Origin of the sequence: Pseudomonas cimarronensis (assembly GCF_049331905.1) — a bacterium.
Taxonomy (GTDB): Bacteria; Pseudomonadota; Gammaproteobacteria; order Pseudomonadales; family Pseudomonadaceae; genus Aquipseudomonas.
The window spans coordinates 2050837-2076023 of sequence record NZ_CP186283.1; the positions used below are offsets into that span (position 1 = coordinate 2050837).

Annotated in this window: 22 protein-coding genes; 8 read left to right on the plus strand and 14 right to left on the minus strand. The window is 61.5% G+C overall.

What is annotated here, in order from left to right; all coding sequences use genetic code 11:
* Window positions 1-92 precede the first annotated feature (92 nt).
* From ACOCLD_RS09520 to ACOCLD_RS09540, 5 genes are all read left to right on the plus strand, one after another.
* Window positions 93-416, plus strand: a complete 324-nt coding sequence (locus ACOCLD_RS09520) for a ComEA family DNA-binding protein (RefSeq protein ID WP_422911709.1) — start codon at window positions 93-95, stop codon at window positions 414-416.
* Window positions 417-507: 91 nt separating this feature from the next.
* Window positions 508-879 carry a DUF2784 domain-containing protein gene (locus ACOCLD_RS09525; protein WP_422911710.1) on the plus strand — a complete coding sequence of 124 codons (372 nt, stop codon included), beginning with the start codon at window positions 508-510 and terminating at the stop codon, window positions 877-879.
* A gap of 103 nt (window positions 880-982) precedes the next feature.
* Complete coding sequence (locus ACOCLD_RS09530; protein WP_233684262.1) at window positions 983-1789, plus strand: SDR family oxidoreductase; 807 nt, start codon at window positions 983-985, stop codon at window positions 1787-1789.
* A gap of 127 nt (window positions 1790-1916) precedes the next feature.
* Complete coding sequence (locus tag ACOCLD_RS09535) at window positions 1917-3083, plus strand: CynX/NimT family MFS transporter (RefSeq protein WP_422911711.1); 1167 nt, start codon at window positions 1917-1919, stop codon at window positions 3081-3083.
* Window positions 3084-3181: 98 nt separating this feature from the next.
* The gene (locus tag ACOCLD_RS09540) at window positions 3182-3610 is read left to right on the plus strand and encodes a hypothetical protein (protein ID WP_422911712.1); all 429 of its coding nucleotides are present in this window, start codon (window positions 3182-3184) and stop codon (window positions 3608-3610) included.
* Between the two features lie 6 nt (window positions 3611-3616).
* Here the strand turns inward: ACOCLD_RS09540 and ACOCLD_RS09545 are convergent, their stop codons facing one another.
* The 5 genes from ACOCLD_RS09545 to ACOCLD_RS09565 form a co-directional block, all read right to left on the minus strand.
* On the minus strand, window positions 3617-3865 hold the full coding sequence (locus ACOCLD_RS09545) for a YheU family protein (RefSeq protein ID WP_233684265.1): 249 nt from the start codon (window positions 3863-3865) through the stop codon (window positions 3617-3619).
* 68 nt (window positions 3866-3933) lie between these two features.
* A complete protein-coding gene (locus tag ACOCLD_RS09550) occupies window positions 3934-6687 on the minus strand; it encodes a 7TM diverse intracellular signaling domain-containing protein (RefSeq protein WP_422911713.1) in 2754 nt (917 codons plus the stop codon).
* A gap of 80 nt (window positions 6688-6767) precedes the next feature.
* Complete coding sequence (locus tag ACOCLD_RS09555) at window positions 6768-7958, minus strand: osmoprotectant NAGGN system M42 family peptidase (protein ID WP_422911714.1); 1191 nt, start codon at window positions 7956-7958, stop codon at window positions 6768-6770.
* Between the two features lie 153 nt (window positions 7959-8111).
* Window positions 8112-9848 (minus strand): N-acetylglutaminylglutamine synthetase, encoded by a 1737-nt coding sequence (gene ngg / locus ACOCLD_RS09560; RefSeq protein WP_422911715.1) that lies wholly within the window; start codon window positions 9846-9848, stop codon window positions 8112-8114.
* Window positions 9849-9920: 72 nt separating this feature from the next.
* The gene (locus tag ACOCLD_RS09565; protein ID WP_422911716.1) at window positions 9921-11690 is read right to left on the minus strand and encodes an N-acetylglutaminylglutamine amidotransferase; all 1770 of its coding nucleotides are present in this window, start codon (window positions 11688-11690) and stop codon (window positions 9921-9923) included.
* 111 nt (window positions 11691-11801) lie between these two features.
* On the opposite strand from ACOCLD_RS09565, the gene ACOCLD_RS09570 reads away from it, so the two are divergent.
* Entirely contained in the window at window positions 11802-12275 is a 474-nt protein-coding gene (locus ACOCLD_RS09570; RefSeq protein ID WP_392539415.1) for a MarR family winged helix-turn-helix transcriptional regulator, read from the plus strand.
* A 38-nt stretch (window positions 12276-12313) separates the two neighbouring features.
* On the opposite strand, the gene dacB is transcribed toward ACOCLD_RS09570, so the two are convergent.
* On the minus strand, window positions 12314-13762 hold the full coding sequence (gene dacB / locus ACOCLD_RS09575) for a D-alanyl-D-alanine carboxypeptidase/D-alanyl-D-alanine endopeptidase (RefSeq protein ID WP_422911717.1): 1449 nt from the start codon (window positions 13760-13762) through the stop codon (window positions 12314-12316).
* Between the two features lie 226 nt (window positions 13763-13988).
* Between dacB and ACOCLD_RS09580 the strand changes: the two genes are divergently transcribed.
* Window positions 13989-14330, plus strand: coding sequence for a YggL family protein (locus ACOCLD_RS09580; RefSeq protein ID WP_422911718.1), 342 nt, complete (start codon window positions 13989-13991; stop codon window positions 14328-14330).
* A 63-nt stretch (window positions 14331-14393) separates the two neighbouring features.
* On the opposite strand, the gene ACOCLD_RS09585 is transcribed toward ACOCLD_RS09580, so the two are convergent.
* From ACOCLD_RS09585 to ACOCLD_RS09615, 7 genes are all read right to left on the minus strand, one after another.
* Window positions 14394-17351, minus strand: coding sequence for an HD domain-containing phosphohydrolase (locus tag ACOCLD_RS09585; RefSeq protein ID WP_422911719.1), 2958 nt, complete (start codon window positions 17349-17351; stop codon window positions 14394-14396).
* A gap of 135 nt (window positions 17352-17486) precedes the next feature.
* On the minus strand, window positions 17487-18563 hold the full coding sequence (locus ACOCLD_RS09590) for an FUSC family protein (protein WP_422911720.1): 1077 nt from the start codon (window positions 18561-18563) through the stop codon (window positions 17487-17489).
* Between the two features lie 3 nt (window positions 18564-18566).
* Complete coding sequence (locus tag ACOCLD_RS09595) at window positions 18567-19898, minus strand: deoxyguanosinetriphosphate triphosphohydrolase (RefSeq protein WP_422911721.1); 1332 nt, start codon at window positions 19896-19898, stop codon at window positions 18567-18569.
* Window positions 19899-19973: 75 nt separating this feature from the next.
* Window positions 19974-21137 (minus strand): EAL domain-containing protein, encoded by a 1164-nt coding sequence (locus ACOCLD_RS09600; protein ID WP_422911722.1) that lies wholly within the window; start codon window positions 21135-21137, stop codon window positions 19974-19976.
* 73 nt (window positions 21138-21210) lie between these two features.
* On the minus strand, window positions 21211-21567 hold the full coding sequence (locus tag ACOCLD_RS09605; RefSeq protein WP_422911723.1) for a hypothetical protein: 357 nt from the start codon (window positions 21565-21567) through the stop codon (window positions 21211-21213).
* Entirely contained in the window at window positions 21564-21947 is a 384-nt protein-coding gene (locus ACOCLD_RS09610) for a phage holin family protein (RefSeq protein ID WP_257778132.1), read from the minus strand. The genes ACOCLD_RS09605 and ACOCLD_RS09610 overlap by 4 nt, the downstream gene beginning before the upstream one ends.
* Before the next feature lie 11 nt (window positions 21948-21958).
* Window positions 21959-22276, minus strand: a complete 318-nt coding sequence (locus ACOCLD_RS09615) for a DUF883 family protein (RefSeq protein ID WP_233684279.1) — start codon at window positions 22274-22276, stop codon at window positions 21959-21961.
* Between the two features lie 375 nt (window positions 22277-22651).
* On the opposite strand from ACOCLD_RS09615, the gene ACOCLD_RS09620 reads away from it, so the two are divergent.
* Window positions 22652-23860 (plus strand): ammonium transporter, encoded by a 1209-nt coding sequence (locus ACOCLD_RS09620; protein WP_257778134.1) that lies wholly within the window; start codon window positions 22652-22654, stop codon window positions 23858-23860.
* Between the two features lie 72 nt (window positions 23861-23932).
* On the opposite strand, the gene ACOCLD_RS09625 is transcribed toward ACOCLD_RS09620, so the two are convergent.
* Complete coding sequence (locus ACOCLD_RS09625; protein ID WP_422911724.1) at window positions 23933-25186, minus strand: OprD family porin; 1254 nt, start codon at window positions 25184-25186, stop codon at window positions 23933-23935.
* Between the last annotated feature and the right edge of the window lies 1 nt (window position 25187).

Here is a 25187-nt window from a genome sequence, read left to right on the forward strand (position 1 = left end):
GTGATTTGACAACTGGATGACAGCAGCTAGTTTTCAAGGGCGTGGAGAGGGAAGTCCCACGCTTTGAGAAAAACTAACGTAAGGATACGCATATGCTGAAAGTCAAACTGTCGTCACTGTTGTTCGCTCTGCTGGCCACCTTTTCTGTTGCAAGCATTGCTGCTGAAACCCCCGCGCAACAAGCACCTTCTGCTGCAGTAACTGAAGCCACCCCAATCAATAAGATCAATCTCAATACGGCTGATGCCGCCACCTTGCAGCGTGAGCTGACAGGTATTGGTGAGGTCAAGGCGCAGGCGATTGTGGCTTATCGTGATGAGCACGGTGACTTTGCTTCAGTAGATGAGCTGCTGGAGGTCAAGGGTATTGGGGAGGCTACGCTGGAGAAGAACCGCGACAAGTTGATTATCAACTGACGCATTGATCTGTTGTGCTGAACAAGGCCGGTTATCAACCGGCCTTTTTGTTTTCTGGCTGAAGTGTGCCGCGTATTAACAGTGAGGATTTATGTTGTGGTCTGCAGTCGCGGCAGATGCGGTGGTGGTCTTTCATCTGCTGTTTATTCTGTTTGCCTTGCTGGGCGGCTTGCTGGTGTGGCGGTGGCGCAGCTTGATCTGGCTGCATGTGCCAGCCGCTATGTGGGGTGTGCTGGTGGAGTTGATGCACTGGCCCTGTCCATTGACTCCGCTGGAGCAGAGTTTGCGGCAGGCCGCCGGGCAGGCGGGGTACCGCGGTGGTTTTGTTGAGCACTACCTGCTGCCGATCATCTACCCGGCTGGTTTGACCCCGCAGATTCAGGTGGTCTTGGGGCTGATTGTGCTGCTGCTCAATGGCCTTATCTATGCCGCAATTCTCAGGCAACGCTGGCGGCGCTTGTGAGTGGGGCTTAGGCCGCCTTATTCAGATGGATGATGGTGTGCGGGCAAGATAATTTCCCCAGCTACACTGGCCCCATCAATCACAGCAGCAAAGGCAGCTTTCTATGCAAAATCGCATGATGATCACCGGCGCGGGTTCAGGTTTGGGGCGTGAGATTGCCCTGCGTTGGGCGCGTGAGGGCTGGCAGTTGGCGCTGTCGGATGTCAATGAACCAGGATTGGTGGAAACCCTGCAACTGGTGCGTGAGGCGGGTGGTGATGGCTTCACCCAGCGCTGCGATGTGCGCGATTACAGCCAGCTGACGGCGTTTGCGCAGGCCTGTGAAGAGAAACTGGGTGGCATTGATGTGATCGTCAACAACGCCGGCGTGGCGTCTGGTGGGTTCTTCAGTGAGCTGTCGCTGGAGGATTGGGATTGGCAGATCGCGATCAACCTGATGGGCGTGGTCAAGGGCTGCAAGGCTTTCCTGCCCTTGCTGGAAAAGAGCAAAGGCAAGATCGTCAATATCGCCTCCATGGCGGCTTTGATGCAGGGGCCGGCGATGAGCAACTACAACGTGGCCAAGGCCGGTGTAGTGGCCCTGTCGGAAAGCCTGCTGATCGAATTGAAGCTGCATGAAGTCAGTGTGCATGTGGTGTGCCCATCGTTCTTTCAGACCAACCTGCTGGATTCCTTCCGTGGCCCAACGCCAGCGATGAAGGCGCAGGTCGGCAAGCTGCTGGAAAGCTCACCGATCAGTGCGGCGGATATTGCCGACTACATCTATCAGGAAATTGCCAAGGGCGAGTTTATGATCCTGCCCCACGAGCAGGGCCGTATGGCCTGGGCCGTTAAGCAGAAGAACCCACAGTTGCTGTACAACGAAATGACCGCCATGGCCGACAAGATGCGTGCTCCACGCAGCAAGTGATGCCAGTGTGAGGGTGATCTTGTTGATCACTCGGTCAGCTTAATCGGTGCTTGGGCTTGCCTGCTGCGGGCTCGGGCGTTAGGGTTTGCGGTCATGTCGGCATGGCCGCGAAACTGATGGTATTTCTGTGAAACCTTTCCCGCGGGCCCTGTTGTTGCTGGCCCTGGTTCTGGCTGCAATCAACTTGCGGCCCGGCATCACCTCCCTGGCACCGCTGATCGAGCGGATTGCCGAAGAACTGGCCTTGAGCCGCAGCCTGATCAGCCTGACGACTGCCTTGCCGGTACTGTGCATGGGCTTGCTGGCACCCTTCGCGCCACGCCTGGCTGTGCGTTTTGGGCTCGAGCGCACCATTGCCCTGTGTATGGCATTGATTGCCGCTGCGCTGCTGCTACGCCTAATCGGACATGCCAGTGCCATTCTGATCGGCAGTGCGGTGTTGCTGGGGGCGGCCATCGCGGTTGCGGGGCCGCTGCTCTCGGGGTTTATCAAGCGTCATTTCGCCGGGCGTATGGGCAGCGTGGTGGGGTGGTATTCGCTGAGCATGGCTATTGGCGGCGCTGGCGGCGCGGTGCTGACCGTGCCGGCCACTCAGTGGCTGAGCGATGACTGGACCCATGGGCTGGCCGTGTGGGCCCTCCCGGCGGTGTTGGGCGTGGTGCTCTGGCTGTGCCTGCCCAATCGCGCCGAAGCGGATGCTGACGCTGCGGGTACCGGCCTGCCCTGGGGCAGCCCGCGAGCCTGGCTGATCAGTGCATTCTTTGCCATTCAGGCGGGGCTGTTCTATGCCCTGGCCACCTGGGCGGTGGCGCGGTATCACGAGGCTGGGTTGAGCGTGTTGCACAGCAACAGCTTGTTCAGTGTGTCGATGCTGATGGGCTTGCCCAGTTCATTCCTGCTGCCTTGGTTGGCGCAACGGTTCCACAATCGCTATCTGTTGCTGATGGGATGTGGTCTGTTGTCATCGGTCAGTCTGATCATGATCACCTTCCAGCCGACTGTACTGCCCGAGCTCTGGGCGGTGACCATCGGCTTTGGCCTGGGCGGCTCATTTGCTCTGTCCCTGGTATTGCCGTTGTATGAAGCAGGCTCGCCACTGGCGGTCAGCCGCTGGACGGCGATGATGCTGTGCATGGGTTACAGCCTGGCGTGCCTGACTCCGGTGCTGACCGGTCTGGCCCGCGATCTGGCGGGTAGTTATCAGCTGCCATTTATGGTGCTCACAGTGCTGGCGTTACTGATGACGCTGCTGGCCTGGCTGATGCGCCATGGCCCGTCGCGCAATTCTGGCTGAGGCGGGTTTTGCCGCTGATAACGCTTATTTGGCAGCAGTTCCTTCCTTGGCCTCCGGGGCTGTGATAGAAGGCAGCCTTGATTTGCTGGAGTGCCTGCGTGGAGTCGGAATCCATCGTTTATGGTTGCATCCGTGACTGGCCGTCGGATAGCCCGGCGGAAAGCCGTTTGCGCCGTGAGATCAATCGCCAGGTGCTCGATGAGCTGCCGACGGGCGATGCCTGGAGTTTTCTCGGTAGGGAAATGTTTGCCTGTTGCGAGCAGCCGGGTGATGGCCTATACCAGACTCAGGTGATCCACTTCGGCGCCAGCTATCGCACGGTGGAGTATGAGTGGAGCCTGTGGATCAAGCAGTTCGAGGCGTTGCTCAAACGCCTGTACTGGGCCAGCGCGGTGGTGCATCTGGAAACCGAGCTGAACGGCACGCACACCTTTCGCTGGGAGTCGGATAACGGCTTTCACAGCCCGCAGGAAGGCGAGTTGCGTGTGCGTTGCGCGTGGGAGCGCGAGGGTGGGTTACGCGGTTAACCGCCTTTAATCGTCCAGCCCTTCAAGTGCATCCAGCCATTCTTTCGGTACATCACGCTTCAACGCCAGCTGGCATTGCTGGCTGTCCGCATCGAACACAATCACTGCCTGGCCTTTGCTCAATGCGTGACGTACCCGTTCGATACGCGTATCCAGCGGGGTTTCGTCGCCGTTGTCGGTGCCGTCACGGGTGACGAAGTCTTCGATCAGGCGGGTCAGGGTGTCAGCTTCAAGCAGGTGATAGGGGATCAGCACGGTAGGGTCTCCAAAAGGCAGCGCGATCCTAACGTGCGCCGTCCAGCCTGGCCATGTTTGCCGTGCAGTTACTGGACGGAGGGTTCAGTAGGCAGCAGGTAGGTTTCCAGAGTGCTGTACAGCTTGGCGCTGTCCAGCGGTTTGCCGAGGAAGTCATTCATTCCGGAGTCGACTCCGTGCTGGCGGTGTTCATCGAGGATATGTGCGGTCAGCGCGATGATCGGCACCGCTGGCAGGTTGTTCTGGCGCTCCAGGCGGCGGATCTGCCGGGTGGCTTCGAAGCCATCCATTTCCGGCATTTCACAGTCCATCAGGATCAGTTGCGTGGCGCTCGGGTCGCGCTGGTATTCGTTGAGTGCCGCCAGGCCGTTGGTAACCAGGCGCACGTTGTAGCCGCGTTTTTTCAGAAAGCCTTGGACGACCAGCTGATTTACCGGGTTGTCTTCAGCCACCAGGATGCAGGGCGCACTACCGGTGTCGGTGTGGGTTTTCGGTAGCGGTTTGATCTCCGCAGCACGCGGTTCTTCATAGAGTTCCAGCAGTGCACTGCGCAGGGCATTGATCGCCAGCGGCTGCGGCAGGCCGAGCAGGCGCAAGCCGCCAGAGTTGGGCAATTGCTGACATTGCTCCGGGGCGCAGAGCAGCAGCACGCGCTGACCCGATTGCAGCAACGGGCGCAGCGAATCCAGCCAGTGCTGGATACTGCCTGGCCACGGCGCCATCAGCACCAGCAGCGGCGGTGCGGCGAAATCTTCCAGGTAGCCGTGCAGGGTTTCCGGGTTCTGGCAGCGCTCGGTGCGCATGCCCCAGCGCCCGAGCAGGCGGCTCAGGGCATCCAGGCCCAGGCCATCGAGTGAGGTGAGCAGCGCAGTGCGGCCCTTGAGCAACTCATGCAGTGGGTCGGTGGGCAACGGTTCGTCAGCCTGTGGAATATCGAAGGCAAAGCGTGTGCCCTGGCCCGGGGTGCTTTGCACCTCGATACGGCCGCCCATCATCTCCACCAGCTCCTTGCTGATCGCCAGGCCCAGGCCGCTGCCGCCATAGCGGCGGGTGGTGCTGGAGTCGCCCTGGGCGAAGGATTCGAACAACTGGGTCAGAGCCTGGTCGCTGATGCCGATACCGCTGTCGCTGATGGCGAACACCAGATGCGGATTGCCCTGGGAGTCATTGCGCCGGCAGACGTTCAGCGCCACATGACCTTCGGCGGTGAATTTCAGGGCGTTGCTGAGCAGGTTCATCAGCACCTGCTTGAGCCGTGTCGGATCGCCCTGGGCGCGGCGCGGTACGCCACTTTCCAGGCTGACGTAGAGGCGCAGGCGCTTGTCCAGGGCTTGTCCGGTGAACAGGCTGAGGGTGTCGGAAATCAGCTCCTCCAGATCGAACTCGATATGTTCCAGGCTGAGCTTGCCGGATTCGATGCGCGCGTAATCGAGGATGTCGTTGATCACCGCCATCAGCGAGCTGCCGGAGCTGGAAATGGTGTCGACATAGAAACGCTGGCTGCGATCCAGCGGCGTTTCCTTGAGCAGCTGCAGCATGCCCAGCACGCCATTGAGCGGGGTGCGGATTTCGTGGCTCATCTTGGCCAGGAAGCGGCTCTTGGCCAGGTTCTCGATTTCCGCCTGCTCGGCGGCGCGGCGCGACTGGAAGCCTTCCTCCTTGAGCAGGTTGATGCGATCGGCCAGGCCGATGGACAGGGTGATCAGTTCGATGGTCACACCAATTTTCACCGCCGTAGCACCGAACACCCCCAGCACTTCCAGGCCCAGCGAGCCGGTGGTGGCCTGAATAAAGGCGAACAGCAGGATGGCCCAGGCCAGGGTGTAGTAGGAGCCGTAGCGTACGCCGCGGCGCCAGATATACAGGCCGGTGAGCAACAGGGTCAGCGAGACCAGTGAAACCGTGACGCTGGCGAGGATATTCCAGGCGCTGAAGCCGATCAGTGGCACTGACAACAGGCAGCCGGCACACACCAGCATCAGCAGGCGCAGGCCCGTATCCAGGCGTGGGAAGTACTGCGGCGCATGCAGGAAATGCCGGCTGAACTGAATCGCCGTCAGGCAGTGCAGGTACATCAGGATGTAGATGCTTACTGACTGGAAGGCCACATGCTCAGGCAGCAGTTTGAACAACATGCCGTCAAAGCAGGCCGCCAGCACACCGACGTTGAGGTTGTAGGCCAGGTACCAGAAGTAGGCGGATTCGCGCAGTGAAATAAACAGGAACAGGTTGTAGCAGAACATCGCAAACAGCACGCCATAGAACGCGCCGTTGAAGCCCATAAGGTTTTCCTGGGCGGCGGCGCTGGCCTGGTAGGTGCTGAAGAACACCGGCATGAAGATCGTGCTGCTGGTTTTCACCCGAATCAGTAGCGTGCTCTCGCCGGTGGGCAGTTCAAGTGGGAACCAGAAGTTGCGCACCTGCACCGGGCGCTGGGAGAAGGCATAACGGTCGCCGCTTTCCTGCATCTGCCACTGGCCATCGGCATGGGCCAGGAACACTTGCAGGTGATCGAGCAGTGGGTAATTGATTTCCAGGTAGCCGGCCAGGTTCTGCGCCAGCACGTTGTTCAGGCGGATCTTGAACCACCAGGTGGAGTCATTCTTGCCGAGGTTGGCATGTGGGCCTTGCACCGGGGTGAAGCGTTCATCCGCCAGGGCCGCGACCTGTTCGATGCTCATGTCACCCTGGGGGTCTTCCAGGTAGGCCATGGCGGGGCCCAGTGATAGGCGCAGATCACTGTTATCCAGCGTTGCAGGCTGCAGCGCCCACGCTGGCCCGCACAACCAGAACAGTACCAGCGCCAGCCAAATCCGAGGCATTCAGCGACCTCAATATTATTTTCTGAGGCCTGATCTGGCCCCGCGTCATGCCATCACTTTGCCCTGATGCGCGCGCCCCTTCAAGCGTCCTGATCACGTGGGCGCAACAGGCTGTCAACGCTGGGCACGCGGGTGTCGCTGGCCATCTGCGCATCATGTTCCAGTTGATGGCTGAAACGCTCCAGCGAGCCCTGTGCTGGCTGAGCATCGCTGGCAAATACCGGTGGGCTGAGCAGGTAGGCCGTGAGCAGGCGACTGAGGGCGTTGAGGCTGTCGATATGCGTGCGTTCGTAGCCATGGGTGGCATCGCAGCCGAAGGCCAGCAGTGCGGTGCGGATGTCGTGGCCGGCAGTGACGGCCGATTGCGCATCGCTGTGGTAGTAGCGAAACAGGTCGCGGCGTACCGGGATTTCATATTCGCTGGCCAGACGCAGCAGCTGGCGTGACAGGTGATAGTCATAAGGCCCGCCGGAGTCCTGCATGGCCACGCTGACGGTGTGCTCGCTGGACTGCTGGCCCGGCGCGACCGGTGCGATGTCGATGCCGACAAACTCGCTGACATCCCAGGGCAGGGCGGCTGCCGCACCAGAACCGACTTCCTCAGTAATGGTAAACAGCGGGTGGCAGTCGATCTCTGGTTCCAGGCCGCTTTCCTGGATGGCCTTGAGTGCGGTAAGCAGCGCCGCGACGCCGGCTTTGTCATCCAGGTGACGCGCGCTGATGTGCCCGCTCTCGGTAAATTCCGGTAGAGGGTCGAAGGCGACGAAGTCACCCACTGAAATGCCCAGCGATTCGCAGTCGGCGCGGGTGCTGCAGTAAGCATCCAGGCGCAGTTCGACGTGGTCCCAACTGATCGGCAATTGGTCCACGGCGGTATTGAAGGCGTGTCCCGAGGCCATCAGCGGCAGCACGCTGCCACGTATTACGCCCTGATCGGTAAACACGCTGACGCGGCTACCTTCGGCGAAGCGGCTCGACCAGCAGCCGACGGCGGCCAGGCCCAGGCGACCGTTGTCCTGCAACTCGCGGACGATGGCGCCAATGGTATCCAGGTGCGCCGAAACCGCGCGGTCCGGGCTGCTCTGTTTGCCTTTGAGGGTGCCACGAATGGTGCCGCGGCGGGTCATCTCGAAGGGGATACCGATTTCCTCCAGGCGTTCGGCGACGTAGCGCACGATGGTGTCGGTAAAACCGGTAGGGCTGGGAATGGCGAGCATTTCCAGCAGTACTTTCTGCAGATAGGCGAGGTCGGGTTCGGGGAGTTGCTGCATGGTTTCTCCTAGCGAAAAGTGTCTGGGTGGCTACCTGGTCGACTAGCTACGCGGTTCTTGCTTCCCGGACTGCGCTGCGCTTGTCCGGGCTACGGTGAGCTGTAGCCCGGACAAGCCTTGGCGCAATCCGGGAACAGGCAGCGCGGCGCTGGGTCAATCCACCTGGCTAAGCGGGAACAGCAGGTCGATAAAGCGCTCGGCGGTGGGTTGCGGCTGGTGGTTGGCCAGACCGGCGCGTTCGTTGGCTTCGATAAACACGTACTCGGGTTGATCGGCCGCAGGCACCAGCAAATCGAGGCCGACCACCGGGATATCCAGGGCGCGGGCGGCTTTTACCGCAGCATCGGCGAGTACCGGGTGGAGGCTGTCGGTTACGTCTTCCAGGCTGCCGCCGGTGTGCAGGTTGGCAGTTTTGCGCACGGCCAGGCGCTGGCCGGCCGGCAGCACGCTGTCGTAGTCCACCCCAGCGGCATGCAGGGTGCGCAAGGTTTCAGCGTCCTTGGGGATGCGGCTTTCACCCTCGGTGGCGGCTTGCCGGCGGCGGCTCTGCGCGTCGATCAGCTCACCGATGCTGTGCTGACCATCGCCGATTACTTCTGCCGGGCGGCGAATGGCGGCGGCGACCACGGCAAAGCCGATTACCAGAATGCGCAGATCAAAACCAGGGTGAAAGCTTTCCAGCAAGACGCGGCTGTCGAAGGTGCTGGCGCGTTCGATGGCGTCCTGCACATCCAGTGGCGTGCGCAGATCCACCGCCACACCCTGGCCTTGCTCGCCATCCACTGGCTTGACCACCAGGCTGCCGTGTTCGGCGAGAAAGGCGGCGTTGTCCTCAGCGCTGCCGGCCAGACGTTGGGCTGGCAGGCACAATCCGGCACGTGCCAGGGCGCGGTGGGTCAGGCGCTTGTCCTGGCACAGGGTCATGCTCACCGCGCTAGTCAGGTCGCTCAGTGATTCCCGGCAGCGGATGCGCCGGCCGCCGTGACTCAAGGTGAAAAGCCCGGCGTCGGCGTCGTCGACCTGCACCTCAATGCCGCGTCGCAGCGCTTCATCGACGATGATTCGGGCATAAGGGTTCATCGGCGTGTGCGGGCCGGGGCCGAGGAACAGGGCTTCGTTGATACCGTTCTTGCGCTTGATGCTGAAGGTCTGCAGTTCGCGAAAGCCCAGTTTGGCGTACAGGCTTTTGGCCTGCTGGTTGTCGTGCAGTACGGACAGATCCAGGTGGCTCAGGCCGCGGCTCATAAAGTGTTCGATCAGGTGGCGTACCAGCACCTCGCCGACCCCAGGCCGACTACAGCGCGGGTCGACTGCCAGGCACCACAGGCTGCTGCCGTGGTCCGGATCCTGATAGGCCTTGTGGTGGTTGAGGCCCATCACGCTGCCGATCACCGCGCCGCTGTCCTCATCCTCGGCCAGCCAATACACCGGTCCGCCGAGGTGGCGCGGAGTGAGTTTGTCGGGCTCGATTGGCAGCATGCCGCGCAGCTGATACAGGGCGTTGATCGCCTGCCAATCCTCGGCATTCTGCGCACGGCGTACGCGGTAACCGCGAAAGCTGCGGCGCGCGGGACGGTAGTCGGTAAACCACAGGCGCAGCGTATCGGAGGGATCGAGAAACAGCTGCTGCGGCGCTTGCGCCAGCACCTGGTGCGGCGCGGCTACGTAAAGCGCGATATCGCGCTCGCCGGGTTGCTCAGCCAGCAATTCACTGGCCAGGGCAGCGGCATCCGGGTAGGTGTGGCCGATCAGCAGACGGCCCCAGCCGCAATGCACGGCGTGCGGTTGGCTGGGCGGGGCGCTGTGATCCTCGGCCAGGCGCGCGGTCAGGCGCTCGTAGGAGGGCGCCTGACCGCGCAGCAGGCGTTGGTTAAAGGCAGTGGCACGCATTGGAAAAGTCCTTGGCTATGAGCAGGAGGCGGATGCGGCGGTGGCAGGTGTGTACCCAGCCACCGCAGCGCTCTACAAGCCGTGTTCGTTGAGCCAGAGATTGAGCGCCGCCAACTGCCACAGCTTGGAGCCGCGCAAAGGCGTCAGTTGACTGTGCGGGTTACTCAGCAAGCGATCGAGCATGGCCGGGTTGAACAGGCCGCGATCCTGGCTGGGGTCGAGTAGCAGGTCGCGCACCCAGCCGAGGGTGGCGCCTTCCAAGTGCTTGAGGCCAGGCACCGGGAAATACCCTTTGGGCCGGTCGATGACGGCGCTGGGGATCACCTTACGTGCCGCTTCCTTGAGCACATGCTTGCCGCCATCGGGTAACTTGAAGCGCCCCGGAATACGCGCGGAAAGCTCGGCCAGGCGATAGTCGAGGAACGGCGTGCGCGCCTCCAGGCCCCAGGCCATGGTCATGTTGTCGACCCGTTTGACCGGGTCATCGACCAGCATCACCGTGCTGTCTAGGCGCAGCGCCTTGTCCACGGCAGCCACGGCGCCGGGCTGGGCGAAGTGCTCACGGACGAAGTCGCCGGCCATGTCGCCAGTCAGCCATGCAGGCTGCACGCAGGCGGCGTACTCGTCGTAATCCCGGTCGAAGAACGCCGCGCGGTAAGCGCCGAAGGCATCTTCGGCGGCGTCCACCTGCGGGTACCAGTGGTAGCCGGCGAACAGCTCATCGGCGCCCTGGCCGCTCTGCACCACTTTGCAGTGTTTGGCCACCTCGCGTGACAGCAGGTAGAAGGCGATGCAGTCGTGGCTGACCATCGGCTCGCTCATGGCACGGAAGGCCGCTGGCAACTGTTCGAGAATTTCGTGTTCGCCAATGCGCAGCTGATGGTGACGGGTGGCAAAGTGCTCGGCGATCAGGTCGGAATACTGGAATTCGTCGCCGCGCTCGCCGCCGGCATCCTGAAAGCCGATGGAGAAGGTCGACAGGTTGTCCACCCCGGCTTCACGCAGCAGCCCGACCAGCATGCTTGAGTCGACGCCGCCGGACAGCAGTACGCCGACGTCCACGGCAGCGCGTTGGCGAATCGACACGGCTTCGCGCATGCCGTCGAGAACGCGTTCTTGCCATTCTTCCAGGCCGAAGGCGATTTCCTCGCGCTGCGGGCCGAAGTTCAGGTTCCACCATGTCTGCTGCTTAGAGTTGCCTTGGGCGTCGATGCGCATCCAACTGGCTGGTGCCAGCTTCTCCACCCCGGCCAGCAGGGTGCGCGGTGCCGGCACCACCGCATGGAAGTTCAGGTAGTGATTGAGGGCAACGGGGTCGAGGGTTTTGCCGATGTCACCGCCGGCCAGCAGTGCTGGCAGGCTGGAGGCAAAACGCAGGCGTTCGCCGGTGCGTGACAAGTACAGCGGCTTGACCCCGAGGCGGTCGCGGGCGATGAACAGCTGCTGGCTGTCACGTTCCCAAATGGCGAAGGCGAACATGCCGTTGAGCTTGGGCAGCAGGTCGGTGCCCCAGGCGTGGTAGCCCTTGAGCAGCACTTCAGTGTCGCCATCGGAGAAGAAGCGGTAGCCGAGGGCTTTCAGCTCTTCGCGCAGTTCCGGGTAGTTGTAGATGGCGCCGTTGAACACCATCGTCAGGCCCAGCTCGCTGTCGATCATCGGCTGGCCGGAGGCTTCAGCCAGGTCCATGATCTTCAGGCGGCGGTGGCCGAGGGCGAGTGGGCCCTGACTGTGAAAGCCGTGGGCATCGGGGCCGCGAGCGGCCATGTGGTGGGTGATTCGCTCGACTGCAGCCAGGTCGGCCGGTCGTTGATCAAAACGTAATTCTCCAGCGATTGCGCACATAATTCCTTACCGGTATTGCCGTTGGGGAGTGGTTCGGGGCTGCCGAACCTTTTACACCAAAACAAAATAATGCTTTCATGTCAAAGTTTTATATCGAATTAAAAGGCGTTTATGGCTGATAAAAAGGTTTCTACTGAAATAGATTTGTCATCTGTCGTGGCCTTTGAGCTACCGCTGTTTCAGGCCTTGCGGCGTTTGCAGCAGGCCGGTGAAGTGCATGCCAAACGCCTCGGCCGCTTTGGTGGGCTGACGCCGATGCAGTTGATGATTTTGCAGGTGCTGGCGGGGGAAACACGGCTGACGGCCAGTGACCTCAGCGGTCGGGTCAGCCTCACGGCGGCGACCCTGTCGGGCATGCTCGACCGTTTGGAGGAAAAGGGCCTGCTGCAACGCCAGCGCGACGATCAGGATCGTCGCCGGCAGTGGCTGCTGCTCAGCGAACAGGGCCGCACCCTGCTGCAACAGGCACCGAGCCTGCTGCCACCGGAGTTTGTCGAGCGCTTTGCCGGATTGCAGGAGTGGGAGCGCCACAGCCTGACCGCCGCGTTGTTACGCGCGGCGCAGCTGTGTGGGGAGATGGAGTAGAACCCCGTACCTGAATCGGCGCGGGGTTGGTCGAGAGACTAACGCTGAGCGCTGAGCTTGGGCTGCTTGTACAGATCCAGCAGCACCTGATCAAGAATCGACGAGGCGCCCCAGGGGCGTGGGTCGTTGAGGATGGCCACCACGGCCCAGCTGTTGCCGTTGCTGTCGCGGCTGAAGCCGGCGATGGCGCGCACGTTGTTCAGCGTCCCGGTCTTGATTCGCGCCTCGCCCACCAGCGGAGTGCGGTGCAGGCGTTTGCGCATGGTGCCGTCCATGGCTACCAATGGCAGCGAGGCCATGAACTCGGCGGCGTAGGGGCTTTTCCAGGCCGCCTGCAGCAGGGTGGCCATTTCCCGTGCGCTGACTCGCTCGGCACGTGACAGCCCTGAGCCGTTTTCCATTACCAGGTGCGGCGCAGTGATGCCCTTGCGCGCCAGCCAGCTGCGGATCACCCGCTGCGCGGCCTTGCTGTCGTCCTGGTCGGCGGAGGTGCGGAACTGCGCGCCGAGGCTGAGGAACAGCTGCCGGGCCATGGTGTTGTTACTGTATTTGTTGATGTCGCGGATGATCTCGGTCAGGTCCGGCGAGTAGGCGCGGGCCAGCAATCGGGCTTTTTCCGGCACTGGGGCAAGTCGGGTTTTGCCCATGATGCTGCCGCCCAGTTCCTGCCAGATGGCGCGGATGGCGCCAGCGGCGTAGCTGGGGTGATCGAGCAGCGACAAATAAGTCTGCGAGCTGCAGCCTTCGGCCAGCTTGCCGGTGACGATGACCGTGGTGCCATCGAATTCGGTGACCGGGTTGTAACGTACATCCGGCCAGCCCGGACATTTGGCAGCCGGCAGGGCTTTGACGCGGTTGTCGATGCGAATATCGGCAATCGGCGGTTCGGCGGCGATATGCACCTTGCCACCTTCGGTGCGGGCGATAAAACGCAGCGCCTTGAGGTTGACCAGCAGTGAGTCGGGGGCCACCAGGAACGGCTTGTTGGCGTCGCCGCCGTCGTCATTGAAACTCGGTAGCTGTGGTTGCACGAAGTGGCTGCGGTCGAGCACCAGATCGCCGGTCACTTGCAGCACGCCGTTGGCGCGCAGGTCGCGCATCATCAGCCAGAGTTTTTCCATGTTCAGCTTGGGGTCGCCACCACCCTTGAGGTACAGGTTGCCGTTTAGCACGCCGTTCTTCAGCTGGCCGTCGGTGAAGAATTCGGTTTTCCACTGGTGGGTCGGGCCGAGCAACTCAAGCGCTGCGTAGGTGGTGACCAGCTTCATGGTAGAGGCGGGGTTAACCGAGATGTCGGCATTGAAGAAATTGCTATTGCCGGGGCCATTGAGCGGTACGGTGGCCACCGACAGCGACTGGCTGCTGATCTTGTTGGCTTTCAGCGACTGCTGAACCTTGTTCGACAAACCGCCATTGGCGGCAGCCAGTGGCAGGCACACAGGCAGCAACAGGCTGGCAATAGCCAGGCGACGCAGGGATTGGATCATGGGCGGCAACCCTCCAGCTGAGGGACAACAACGATGAGGCGAGGCATGTAATGGAAGCTCGTCGCGGCTTGGAATGATGCCCGCGATTATGCCCCATTCCAGTGCTGGCGGCGTGTGTTGGCGGGGGCTTTCTGCGCGTTATCGACTGACCTGTCGTCTTCGAAGCGGGCACGCAAGCCGCGAAACTGCTAGAGTGCCGCGCGTTATCACTCTTGAGGATTGTTCCATGGCTACTAACCGTTCCCGCCGTCTGCGCAAAAAACTCTGCGTGGATGAATTCCAGGAGCTGGGTTTTGAGCTGAACCTGAACTTCAAGGAAGATCTGAGCGATGCTGCCATCGATACCTTCCTGGAAGACTTTCTGCGTGACGCCATGACCGCCAATGGCCTGGGTTATGTTGGCGGCGATGACTTCGGTCTGGTGTGCCTGGGCAAGCGTGGCTCGGTCAGCGAAGAGCAGCGCGCTGCCGTTGAAACCTGGCTGAAAGGCCGTAACGAGCTGGTGGACTTCACTGCCAGCCCGCTGATCGACGTCTGGTACCCGGACAACGCGATCAATCAGGCTTAAAACCTGTGAACAGGGCATGCCCCGCGCATGCCCTGTTGCTTTTCCCGCTTCAACGCTCTCACCTCAGCCGCTCAGGCCTGCCTTGGCCAGTACGCTCGCTGCATCGATCTGATCAATCTGTTCAGGGCGTAAAAAGCGCTCGGCGTATTGCAGGTAGATCTTCTCTCGCACGAACAGCCCGAACAGCTCTGGATCGATATGCGCGCCTTTGCACATACCGGCCATGATGCCGAGTGATTCGGACAGCAGTTTGCCTTTCTTGTAGGGCCGATCCACGGCGGTCAGCGCTTCGAAGATATCGGCTATCGCCATCATCCTGGCCGGCAGGCTCATGTCTTCACGCTTGAGGCGTTTCGGGTAACCCGTGCCGTCCATTTTTTCATGATGGCCGCCGGCGATTTCGGCAACGTTGGCCAGGTGCGGCGGGAAGGGCAGGTGGCTGAGCATGCGGATGGTCTGCACCATATGGCCGTTGATGATGAAGCGTTCTTCATTGGTCAGGGTGCCGCGGGTGATTCCCAGGTTGTACAGCTCGCCGCGGTTGTGTTTGTAGGCTGGCACGTCGAGTTTGAAGCCCCAGGGGTTGTCGGCGGCAATCAGCTCGCTGTCGGGACGCTCGATCAGGTGTTCGGGCTTGTCGCTGAGCAGGGTTTCCTGCACCGGCAAGGGCTGCGCAGGTGAGCGTGACTGGCGCAGGTTCTCCTCCCAGGACACCCCCAGGCGATCATCCAGGGTACGCGTCCAGGTCCGTGCGGCGATGCTGCGCAGGCGCTCTAGATCAGCCTCGGCCATGGCTTCGCCGCCCAGGTTGCAGCGGGCGATAAAGGCAAATTCATCATCCAGTGCGGCGAGCAGTTCGTCGCGTACCTGAGCCAGACTGGCCGCTTCACCGCCCTGGCTAACGCCCTGCCAGTAGGCAATCCAGGCATCGCGCTTGAGTACTTCGAAGCGCATGCGCACCTCATGGATGCGGTCGCAGATGGTTTCCAGCTTGGTGGCCTTGTCCACCACATATTCGGGTACGGTGACCTTGCCACAGTCATGCAGCCAGGCGGCGATATGCAGGGCTTCCCACTCTTCCTCGCTGGGCTGGTAGGTGTCGAATGCCGGGTCTTGGCTGTCGGCCGCAGCGCGGGCCAGCATCAGGGTCAGCTCCGGCACGCGCTGGCAGTGGCCGCCGGTGTAGGGGCTCTTGGCGTCGATAGCGCCGGCGATCAGCTGGATAAAGGAGTCCAGCAGCTTCTTCTGCTGGTCGAGCAGGCGCTGACTCTCGATGCACAGCGCCGCCACGCCAGATACTGCCTCGACATAGGCGATGCGTTCCGGGCGCAGCATGGCCAGTTCAGCTTCATCGCCGGTGTCGCGATGCAGCAACAGTAGAACGCCCAGGGTCTGCCCCTGACGATTGTGCAGGCCGGTGCAGACCAGATGCGCACGTGGGCTGTCGAGGGTGTGCAGCAGGCTCTGGAACCCCTGTGCCTGTTCGAAGCCCAACGCCACGGTGACACTGCCACCGCCCATGGCGGTTTGTGCCAGCCAGCTGGGTGTGGCGGGATCGCCTTGGTCAAAGCTGGGGATGCGGTGTTCTTCCAGGTTGTGCTGCTGCTCGTTGATAAACAGGCCATGGGGTTCCAGGCGACCGCTGCTGACATCACGCAGATAGAGCAGGCCGCCACTGGCTTCGCTGAGGTCGACGGTTTCCCGCAGGACCCGGCGCAGCAGGGCGTCGAAACGGGTTTCTGCCGACAGGCTGGCGGCAATGTCGAGGAAACTGGAGATGGTTTCCTTCATCCTGCCCATCGACACTGCCAGTTGGTCGACCTCCTTGACGAAGGAGCGGCCGCTGGCCGGGTAGTCGAAGTTGAAACTGCGAATGGCTTCGGCTTCTCCGACCAGCATGCGCAGCGGTTTGACCAGGATATTGGAGAGCAGCCAGCCGATCGGGATGCACAGCAGCAGGATGCCCAGAGTCAGCATCGCGCCTTGCCAGCGGATGCGGTAGGCATCGGCCAGCAGTTCGTGCTCCGGTGCCAGCAGAGCCAGGCGCAGCCCCTCGGGACCACCCTCGTTGAGCTGGGTGTAGGAGATCTGCCAGCGTTGCTGGTTCAGTTGCACGGCGCCTTGGCGATCTTCGTTCAGGCCCAGATCGAGAAAGCTGGCCAGCAGTGGGCTGAGTGTTTTGACCTGGGCCAGCTGCAGGGTTTCTCCGGGGATGACCAGGCGTGCGCTGTCCGGGTAGGCCACGGCGCTGCCGTCCGGGCTGTACAGCACCACTTCAGTGGAGGGTGTCAGGCGATGTGCGGCCAGGGTGGCAGAGAGGTCATCGAGGGTCAGGTCGGCGGCCACCACGGTGCTGTCAGCGCTTTTGCGGGCGATGGTGGTACCGATCTCCCCGGTGGAAAAGAAGGCATAGGGGGCGGTGGTGAAATGCTCCGCGCTCTGCTGTGCGCCCTGATACCAGGGACGTTGGCGTGGGTCGTAGGTTTCCTTGAGGTTCTGCCGGCGGCTGATGGGCTGCAGCTGGGCATCGAAGAACTGGTATTCGGAATCCAGGCGCTGTTCGCTGATGCGGTCAATGCTCCACACCTGATAGGCCGCATCTTTGGGGGCGAAGAAGATCTGTCGCAGTTTCTGGCTGCGTAGCGGGCGCACCATGAAGAAGCCGCCATCGCCATAACCGACGTAGATCGACGCCAGCTTGGGGTTGTCGCGCAGGGCCTGGGCGAAGATTGGCAGCATGATCATGCGCTCGTGGCGATCACGGCCATTAACCTGCTCGTTACGCGCCAGCAGGTTGATCATGTAGCGGATGGGTTGGTAGGTGTTGCGCAGGTCAGCCTGCACTTCCTTGCGCATCTGGCTGAACAGCTGATCACTGCTGCTGAGGATGATATTGCTGGTCTGCTGGTAGTTGAAGAAACCCAGCACCACCCCTGAGCCTAGTAACAGTAGGGTGAACAGCACGCTGATATGGATGTGGAGAGGAAAGCGCCGCTCCTTTGATCCTGGCTTCTGCTGCATTGCGCCCATCCTTAAGTGCCATAACCCAGCGCCAAGCATAGTGAAGCCTGGGTGGCTTTGCCTGGCTGGGTTAAAGGTTTTTCAGGTGGGCAGGAGGGGCTGCGCAGGGCTTGCGCGCTGCACTTTTGCGGTGCATTACGGTGAAGTGCCGGGATTGCTGCTGGAGCGGGTATGTGGCCGGTTGCGCCGCTGCAGCCAGCGCTCCAGGCCATACACCAGCAGTGCCACCAGCAAGGCCAGGGCTACGCCAATCAGGCTGTTGAACAGGCGCACCTGTGGCAGTTGCCAGTCATGCGCCAGGCTTTCGGCCAGCAACACAAAGCACACCGTGGTCTGCAGTACGAACAGCCCGTAATGATTGGCCTGCAGGGCGCGGCTGAGGACGATCAGCGGCAGCAGGGTGGCGACCATCAGGGCCGGGTTCTGCAGACTGTGGCCGAGCAGGATCAGCAGCGCTGCCGCGCCCAGGCTGGCGAGGATCGATTGCACGGCGCGCACCAGGCTGCCCTGAAAATCCAGTTGCAGGGTGGTCACCACCGTCAGGGTCAGCCAATAGCCACGGTGCAGTTCGGCCAGGTTGACGATCAGCCCGGAAAGGGCAAACGCCAGGGTGCAGCCCAGCGCATGCAGGCGCCACTTCTGCTGCGGCAGACGTTTGGCATGGCGCCTGAGCACCTTGAAGATGCTGATGAAGCGCGGCATGTACGGCCACATGCGCAGGCCATGCATGCCGCGCAAGCCGAAGGCCAGGAGCATCACCCAGAGACCGCCGAGGATAAACAGCATGGCGATGGCGTAAGGGTTGTTCAGCGAACCCAGGCCTTGCTGGCCCTGACCCAGGCACAGGCAGATGGCCAGGCCGATGCCCAGCTTGCCGGCTTCACTGCCAAAGCGTTGTAACCAGGCCAGGAGAAAGCCGAACAGGGCGAAGATCAGCAGGCTGGCATAAGGGTGGCTGGCGGACCAGAAACCCAGACCAGCGCTGCAGGCTCCCAGACCGCAGAGCATCAGCATGCGCAGCATGCCCAGGCGATGCAGTGGGTTGGCCTGCGCCGCCTGGAAGGCCCCGGCCGAGGCCCAGAGAAAGCCGGGATGCGCGCTGAACAAGCCGAGCAGCAAGGGTAGGGCGCAACCCAGGCCGGCGACCATGGCCGGGCCCCAGGCGGGAGGCCCGGCATGCCAGCTGAAGGTTTGTCGCAGTACGCTGCTCATGGTTTATACCGGGCTTGAACGGCCCGTCATCTCACGGGCCATTTCAGTAGCGTAGCTGTCGGTCATGCCGGCGATAAAGTCGATCACCCGCATGAAGGAGCGATACAGCGGCCAACCGGGTTCTGGTGCGTAGTAGCTGAGCAGGTCGAGAATGCGCCGGTGCTTGAACGACAGCGCACGCCCACTGTGTTGCTCCAGTGTCGCACCACAGAAGGCATTGAGGAGAATCTCCAGCGTGGTGTAGGCGCCGATCTCATGCAGCGTTTTGCGCTTGTCGTGGAAAATCTTCTCACGTGCCAGGGACTTCGCGCTCTGTACGCAGTGCTTGGCCGCGCCGTGCATGTGCTCGACCAGATCGCCCTGCAAGGTGCCGGCGAGCAGTGCATTCTGCTGTTCAACAAAGGCATGGGCGGCGGCATTGGTCAGGTGCTCGATGGCCTTGCCGCGCAGAATCGCCAGCTTGCGTCGGCGTGAGTCTTTCGGGCCGAGCTGGCGATAGGTTTCCGGCAGGTCATCGCCGACCAGATTCAGCAGCAAAGCCTCGACTTCGGTGTAGTCGAGTAGCTCCATCTCGACGCCGTCTTCCAGGTCGATCAGGCCGTAGCAGATGTCGTCTGCGGCCTCCATCAGGTAGACCAGTGGGTGACGTGCCCAGCGTTGTTCTTCCAACTGCGGCAGGCCGAGTTTGGCGGCGATCTGTTCGATCAATGGCAGCTCGCTCTGGTAGCAGCCGAACTTGTGCTTCTTGTAGCCCAGGGCGTCGGCGTGGCGTGCGGTCCAGGGGTACTTGAGGTAGGTGCCGAGGGTGGCGTAGGTCAGCCGTGTGCCGCCGTCGAACTGGTGGTACTCCAGCTGGGTGAGCACGCGAAAGCCCTGGGCATTGCCTTCGAAATTGAGAAAGTCGCCGCGTTCGGCATCGCTCATTGCATCCAGCCAGCCGCGCCCGGCGGCTTGTTGGAACCAGTGGCGAATGGCGTCTTCGCCGGAGTGGCCGAACGGCGGATTGCCGATATCGTGGGCCAGGCAGGCGGATTGCACGACCATGCCCAGGTCGCTCGGCGTGCACCAGTCTGGTAGCTCATCACGCAGCATTTCGCCGACACGCATGGCCAGCGAGCGGCCGACGCAGCTGACTTCCAGCGAGTGGGTCAGACGCGTGTGGATATGGTCGTTGCTCGACACCGGATGCACCTGGGTCTTGCGCCCCAGGCGGCGGAAAGCGCCGGAGAAGATGATGCGGTCATGGTCTTTGTGAAACGGCGTGCGCCCAAGTTCGGCGACGCTGTGTGTCGGTTTACCGAGTCGTTCACGGTTGAGCAGGGTTTGCCAATCCAAGAGTTGTCCTCGCCGTTACCTGGCTGTGGCAGCTAGCTTCGGGGTTCTAGGCCGATGATGCAAGGCGAGGTGCTGCTAAAACCCGGCGGCGTCGATATCGATCAGCAGCAGGCGTTTACCGTTGTCGATAAATTGCCCGGCGGTCAGGCAGTACTGGTTGGTGGTGGCATCGCGGTAGGTGCTTGAGAGAATCAGCCGGCGTTCTTCCCAGCCTTCGGCCAGTAGCTGATAGAAGTAGGGGCGCCATGACCAGTTGTGGCCGATGTAGCGACTGTCGCTGTGCCAGGTATGGTCGTGCCATTCCAGGTTGGCGGTCAGTTGGGTGCCGTGACGGTCGCACTGGAAGATCCGCAGCAGCCAGGGGGTGGCATGTGGCTGTGGCAACTGATCGGCCTGCGCGCCGCCTTCGATCCAGACCTTGAAGCTGTTCATCAGCTCGCCGAGTTGCTGGCGCAGGGTCATCAGGCGAGCGCGTTCGGCAAGCTTCTGCTGCACATAGTGGTCGCGCAATTGGGCAAAACGTTTGACGAAAGCGCAGCTGCTGAAAAAGGCTTCTTCGGGTTTGGCAAACAGATAGCCCTGCACATAGCGCGCGCCGCACTCGAGGGCAAAATCCAGCTCGGCTTCGGTTTCCACACCTTCGGCAATGATCCAGCAGCCGGTCTTTTCCGCCATTTGCGCCAAGGCCTTGACCACCTCGCTGCTGGGGCCGCCACGGGCGGCCTGCTGGAACAGGCGCATGTCCAGTTTGAGTATGTCCGGTTGCAGGGCCAGCACCCGGTCGAGTTGCGAATAGCCCGCGCCGAAGTCGTCGATGGCAATCCGTGCGCCGGCTTGCCGGTAGCGCTCCACCACGCCGGGCAGGCGGGCGCTGGCCCCGCCTAGTTCGGTGATTTCGAAGACGATTCGCGCTGGGTCGATGCCGCTGTGCTGCAGCTGCTTGAGGCTGGGCAAGGGCTGCTCGGGGCGCAGGCGACTGATCCAGCGGGGCGAGATATTCAGGCTGAGGAACCAGTCCTCGGGCGCTTGATGAAAACCTGCCAATGCGTGCTCGCGCACCTGCCGGTCAAGGCGGCGCAGGGCTGCTGGCGGCGTCTTCGGGTCACTGAACAGCGGGCCTGCCGAATGCAGTTGTCCATCATCGCTGCGTAAACGCGCCAGCGCTTCGACACCGGCAATACGACCGGTGGCGGTGTCGATAAAGGGTTGGAAAACAGCAAGCGGTTGACCATTGAACACTGCACGGTTCCTTAGGCAGGCAAATGCCCCAGCGGGCGGCTAAGCCAAGTCACTAAGCAAGATCGTGGCCAGATTAATCCCCTGCTTCACCATCTTTATGTGGGGCTGCTGCTGCGTCCGGCTGACGAGGCGGATGACGCCGTAGCAGGGGGAAGGCGATCAGTGCAATGCGCAACCAGCGGCGCCAATGCCCCTTACGAATACCCAGGGTGGCCAACAACAAGGCGCCGCCAGCGACCCAAAGTGGTGCATTGCTGCCGTGCAGCTCTGTACGCCAGTGTTGGCGCAACTGCTGTGCCTGGCGCAGTGGTTGCAGCATCACCAGGGCTTCGTGGCGCAGTTCCTGACGGTGCATTTCCAGGCGCATGCGCAGCAGGGTTTTGCGCAGCTCACGGCGAGAGGCGTTGGCCGGTAGTTCGGGCAGATTCATGGCAGCAGTTGCTCACGGTCACGGGCCAGTTCTTCCAGGCTGGCGCTGAAGGGCGCTGGGGCATTGCGTACGCGCAGCAGGAGCGTGATCAGTGCGCTGAGCATGGCCAGCGCATAGAACACGCACAGTCCACTGATGACCAGCAGGCGGTGGCTGTCCCAGAAGGCAATCAGCAGCGCGGCGGACAAACCGATCAACAGCAGCAGGCCGAACAGCAGGCTCAGGCTGGTCAGCACCAGCAGGCTCAGGGTATGGCTCTGCTGTTCTTTGAGTTCTTCCGCGAACAGCGCGATATGGCCTTGGAGCAGGCCCAGCAGGGCACCGGCGAAGCGCCGTGGCGAACTGCCACGGCTCGGTGGGGTAGGTGGTGTTGCATCCATTGCATTTCTCTTTAGCGCCGGGAAATCAGCATACCCAGCAACAGGCCGATGGCGGCAGCAATGCCGAGGGTTTGCCACGGGTGAGTCTGCACATAGCCTTCGGTGGCTTCAATAGCCGCCTTGCCTCGTTCGTGCAGGGCTGCTTCAGCGTTGTGCAGGGTGCCGCGGGCGCGGCCGAGGCTGCTGCGGATCTGCTCGCGCAGCTCCTCGGCCTGATCGCCGGCCAGGCTGGCAGAGTGCTGCAGCAGGCGTTCGGTGTCGCTGACCAGCGCCTGGAATTCTTCGAGCAGTTGGTCCTTGCTGGCGGGAGTCGTGGTTTTACGGGCCATGGTGTTTCTCCTTCGGAAGGCAACAGTGTAGGGGTTCGAGTGCCCCAGGAAGCAGTGGTTCCTTTTTTCTGCCGATTGCCGTGCTGCCTGCGTGGCAAGGGCTGGTACAGCGTTTGCATTGTGCTGGTGCGCGCACTTGATGATGCGCTCCGTTATGGGGCTGCTGGAAGTCTGGCCAGGAAGCTGTGGTGCAGCAATAACTCATTAATAACTATGGATTAAGTACTTCGATAACAGGTTTGAACGGCACCGTCTTGGTGCTGTGAGGGGCTGGGGTCGGTTAAGCGGGATACGGTAATTGCTGCCATATGGTGCGTAATTTCCGCTGCGTGATCCGCTTTGGTGCTTTTTCCCGCGACGGAGTTTTCTTCGCAGATGGATAACATCAACAGTGCTGTGGAAACCCTGATTCACGGCTCCAATACCCTGTTTATTCTGCTTGGTGCGGTGATGGTGCTGGCCATGCACGCCGGTTTTGCCTTCCTCGAAGTGGGCACCGTACGGCAGAAAAACCAGGTCAACGCCTTGTCAAAAATCATCTCCGACTTTGCCGTGTCGGCCCTGGCCTATTTCTTTGTCGGGTACTGGATCGCCTATGGCGTGACCTTCCTTGAGCCAGCCAGTGTGCTGACCGAAGGCAATGGTTATGCCCTGGTGAAGTTCTTCTTCCTGCTGACCTTTGCTGCGGCCATTCCAGCGATCATTTCCGGTGGTATCGCCGAGCGTGCCAAGTTCGGCCCGCAGCTGTGTGCCACGGTGCTGATCGTGGCCTTCGTCTACCCCTTCTTCGAGGGCATGATCTGGAACGGCAACTACGGTGTGCAGGCCTGGCTGGAGGCGCAGTTCGGCGCCACCTTCCATGACTTTGCCGGTTCCGTGGTGGTGCACGCGATGGGTGGCTGGCTGGCCTTCGGCGCAGTGATTCTGCTGGGGCGTCGGGATGGGCGTTACCGTGACGGCCGTCTGGTGGCTTTTGCACCGTCGAATATTCCGTTTCTGGCGCTGGGCTCGTGGATCCTGATCATCGGCTGGTTCGGCTTCAACGTGATGAGTGCCCAGACCCTGGGCAGCGTCAGTGGCCTGGTGGCGGTCAACACCCTGATGGCGATGGTCGGCGGTACGGTAGCGGCCTTGCTTGTAGGCCGTAATGACCCAGGCTTTCTGCACAACGGCCCGCTGGCTGGTCTTGTGGCGGTGTGCGCCGGTTCCGATCTGATGCACCCGGTTGGCGCGCTGATTACCGGTGCGATTGCAGGTGCGCTGTTCGTCTGGGCGTTCACTGCGACCCAGGTGAAATGGAAGATCGACGACGTGCTGGGCGTATGGCCGTTGCACGGTCTGTGCGGTGTGTGGGGTGGGATTGCCTGCGGCATCTTCGGCCAGGAAATGCTCGGCGGTCTGGGCGGTGTCAGCCTGGCCAGCCAGTTTATCGGCACTGCGCTCGGCGTGGTGGTGGCCTTGATTGGCGGCGTGCTGGTGTACGGTGTGCTGAAAGCGACCGTCGGCATTCGTCTGAGCCAGGAGCAGGAGTACTACGGTGCTGACCTCTCGGTGCACAAGATTGGCGCCATCAGCCAGGATTGATCAATAAGCATCAAGCAAAAGGCCCGGAGCGTATCCGGGCCTTTTTTATGGCTACTGCTTAAGTCGTGAGACTCAGAACAGCGGCAGGGTGTAGCTGACGATCAGACGGTTTTCGTCGAGGTCGCCACCGGTTGCTGCTGCGTTGCTGCGTACCATCGCATTACGCCAGCGGAATGCCAGATTTTTGAAAGTCCCTTCCTGAATGGTGTAGCTGACATCGAAGTCGCGTTCCCATTCCTTGCCATCACGGCCACCAGCGCCATCGAAGTCATCGCCGGTGACGTAACGCACAAAGGCATTCAGGCCGGGTACGCCGTAGTTGGCGAAGTTGATGTCGTAGCGTGCCTGCCAGGATTTCTCGTCCTTGCGGGTGAAGTCCAGAATTTGCAGGTAGTTGACGATGTAAGGATCGGTTTCGGTAAGGAACGGGAAGGCGTTGTCGCCGCCGACCTTCTGGTAACCCAGGCGGAAGGTGTGTGCACCTGTGCCAGCCCAGAGGTTGACCGACGTCAGGTCATTGTCCAGCTTGCCGCCCCGTTTGCTGCCGTTGTCCTGGGAGTCGAAGTAGGCCAGGTTGGCACCCAGCTTCCAGTCACCGATGGGTTGTACGTGGATGAGGTTATACAGCTTCTGGTCGTAGATATTTTCCAGCTCGCCGTACCACAAACCTACGGTGGTGTTTCCGGCGTTGAATTTGTAGTCGCCGCCGGCGAAGTTGTAGCGGTCACTCACACCGCCGACGTTGGTGGCGGTGATGTCCTGGCTGTCGGTGGAGTTACGGAAGTTCACCTCGCGCAACTGGCCACCGTTTAGGGTCAGGCCGTCGATCTCCTGGGAGGTGATCATCGCGCCGTTAAAAACCTGTGGCAGCAGGCGTGAATCACCAGACGCTACGATAGGCAACTTAGGCATCAGTCCGCCGACTTTGCCGACTGTCTTGGACAGGCGTACCTTGGCTGCTGCGGTGGCTTCGGAATACTGGCCCGGGCCTTCGTCGCCAAAACCGTTTGGTAGCAGGTTGGTTCCGGCGCGCTCATCAGACGAGTCGAGTTTCAGGCCCAGCCCTGCGTAAGCATCCAGACCAAAACCCACGGTGCCTTCGGTAAAGCCCGACTCGGCTTTCAGGAGAAAGCCCTGGGCCCATTCTTCGCGTTTCGATTGCTGCACCGCAGTGCTGTTACGCAGGTCGCGGTTCATATAGAAATTGCGTAGCTCAAGGGTGGCTTTGCTGTCCTTGATAAATTCGGCTTGTGCCAGCGACGGCAGGGTGAGGCAGGTGCCCAGTGTGGCGAAGGCCACAGCGCGGGCGAGGGGAGATTGAGTCATT

Excerpts from the sequence above, each read along its gene's own strand:
- ACOCLD_RS09520 (WP_422911709.1), top strand. The coding sequence starts at position 93 with ATGCTGAAAGTCAAACTGTCGTCACTGTTGTTCGCTCTGCTGGCCACC.
- ACOCLD_RS09525 (WP_422911710.1), top strand. The coding sequence starts at position 508 with ATGTTGTGGTCTGCAGTCGCGGCAGATGCGGTGGTGGTCTTTCATCTG.
- ACOCLD_RS09530 (WP_233684262.1), top strand. The coding sequence starts at position 983 with ATGCAAAATCGCATGATGATCACCGGCGCGGGTTCAGGTTTGGGGCGT.
- ACOCLD_RS09550 (WP_422911713.1), bottom strand. The coding sequence starts at position 6,687 with ATGCCTCGGATTTGGCTGGCGCTGGTACTGTTCTGGTTGTGCGGGCCA.
- ACOCLD_RS09555 (WP_422911714.1), bottom strand. The coding sequence starts at position 7,958 with ATGCAGCAACTCCCCGAACCCGACCTCGCCTATCTGCAGAAAGTACTG.
- ngg (WP_422911715.1), bottom strand. The coding sequence starts at position 9,848 with ATGCGTGCCACTGCCTTTAACCAACGCCTGCTGCGCGGTCAGGCGCCC.
- ACOCLD_RS09565 (WP_422911716.1), bottom strand. The coding sequence starts at position 11,690 with ATGTGCGCAATCGCTGGAGAATTACGTTTTGATCAACGACCGGCCGAC.
- ACOCLD_RS09570 (WP_392539415.1), top strand. The coding sequence starts at position 11,802 with ATGGCTGATAAAAAGGTTTCTACTGAAATAGATTTGTCATCTGTCGTG.
- dacB (WP_422911717.1), bottom strand. The coding sequence starts at position 13,762 with ATGATCCAATCCCTGCGTCGCCTGGCTATTGCCAGCCTGTTGCTGCCT.
- ACOCLD_RS09580 (WP_422911718.1), top strand. The coding sequence starts at position 13,989 with ATGGCTACTAACCGTTCCCGCCGTCTGCGCAAAAAACTCTGCGTGGAT.
- ACOCLD_RS09585 (WP_422911719.1), bottom strand. The coding sequence starts at position 17,351 with ATGCAGCAGAAGCCAGGATCAAAGGAGCGGCGCTTTCCTCTCCACATC.
- ACOCLD_RS09590 (WP_422911720.1), bottom strand. The coding sequence starts at position 18,563 with ATGAGCAGCGTACTGCGACAAACCTTCAGCTGGCATGCCGGGCCTCCC.
- ACOCLD_RS09605 (WP_422911723.1), bottom strand. The coding sequence starts at position 21,567 with ATGAATCTGCCCGAACTACCGGCCAACGCCTCTCGCCGTGAGCTGCGC.
- ACOCLD_RS09610 (WP_257778132.1), bottom strand. The coding sequence starts at position 21,947 with ATGGATGCAACACCACCTACCCCACCGAGCCGTGGCAGTTCGCCACGG.
- ACOCLD_RS09615 (WP_233684279.1), bottom strand. The coding sequence starts at position 22,276 with ATGGCCCGTAAAACCACGACTCCCGCCAGCAAGGACCAACTGCTCGAA.
- ACOCLD_RS09620 (WP_257778134.1), top strand. The coding sequence starts at position 22,652 with ATGGATAACATCAACAGTGCTGTGGAAACCCTGATTCACGGCTCCAAT.
- ACOCLD_RS09625 (WP_422911724.1), bottom strand. The coding sequence starts at position 25,186 with ATGACTCAATCTCCCCTCGCCCGCGCTGTGGCCTTCGCCACACTGGGC.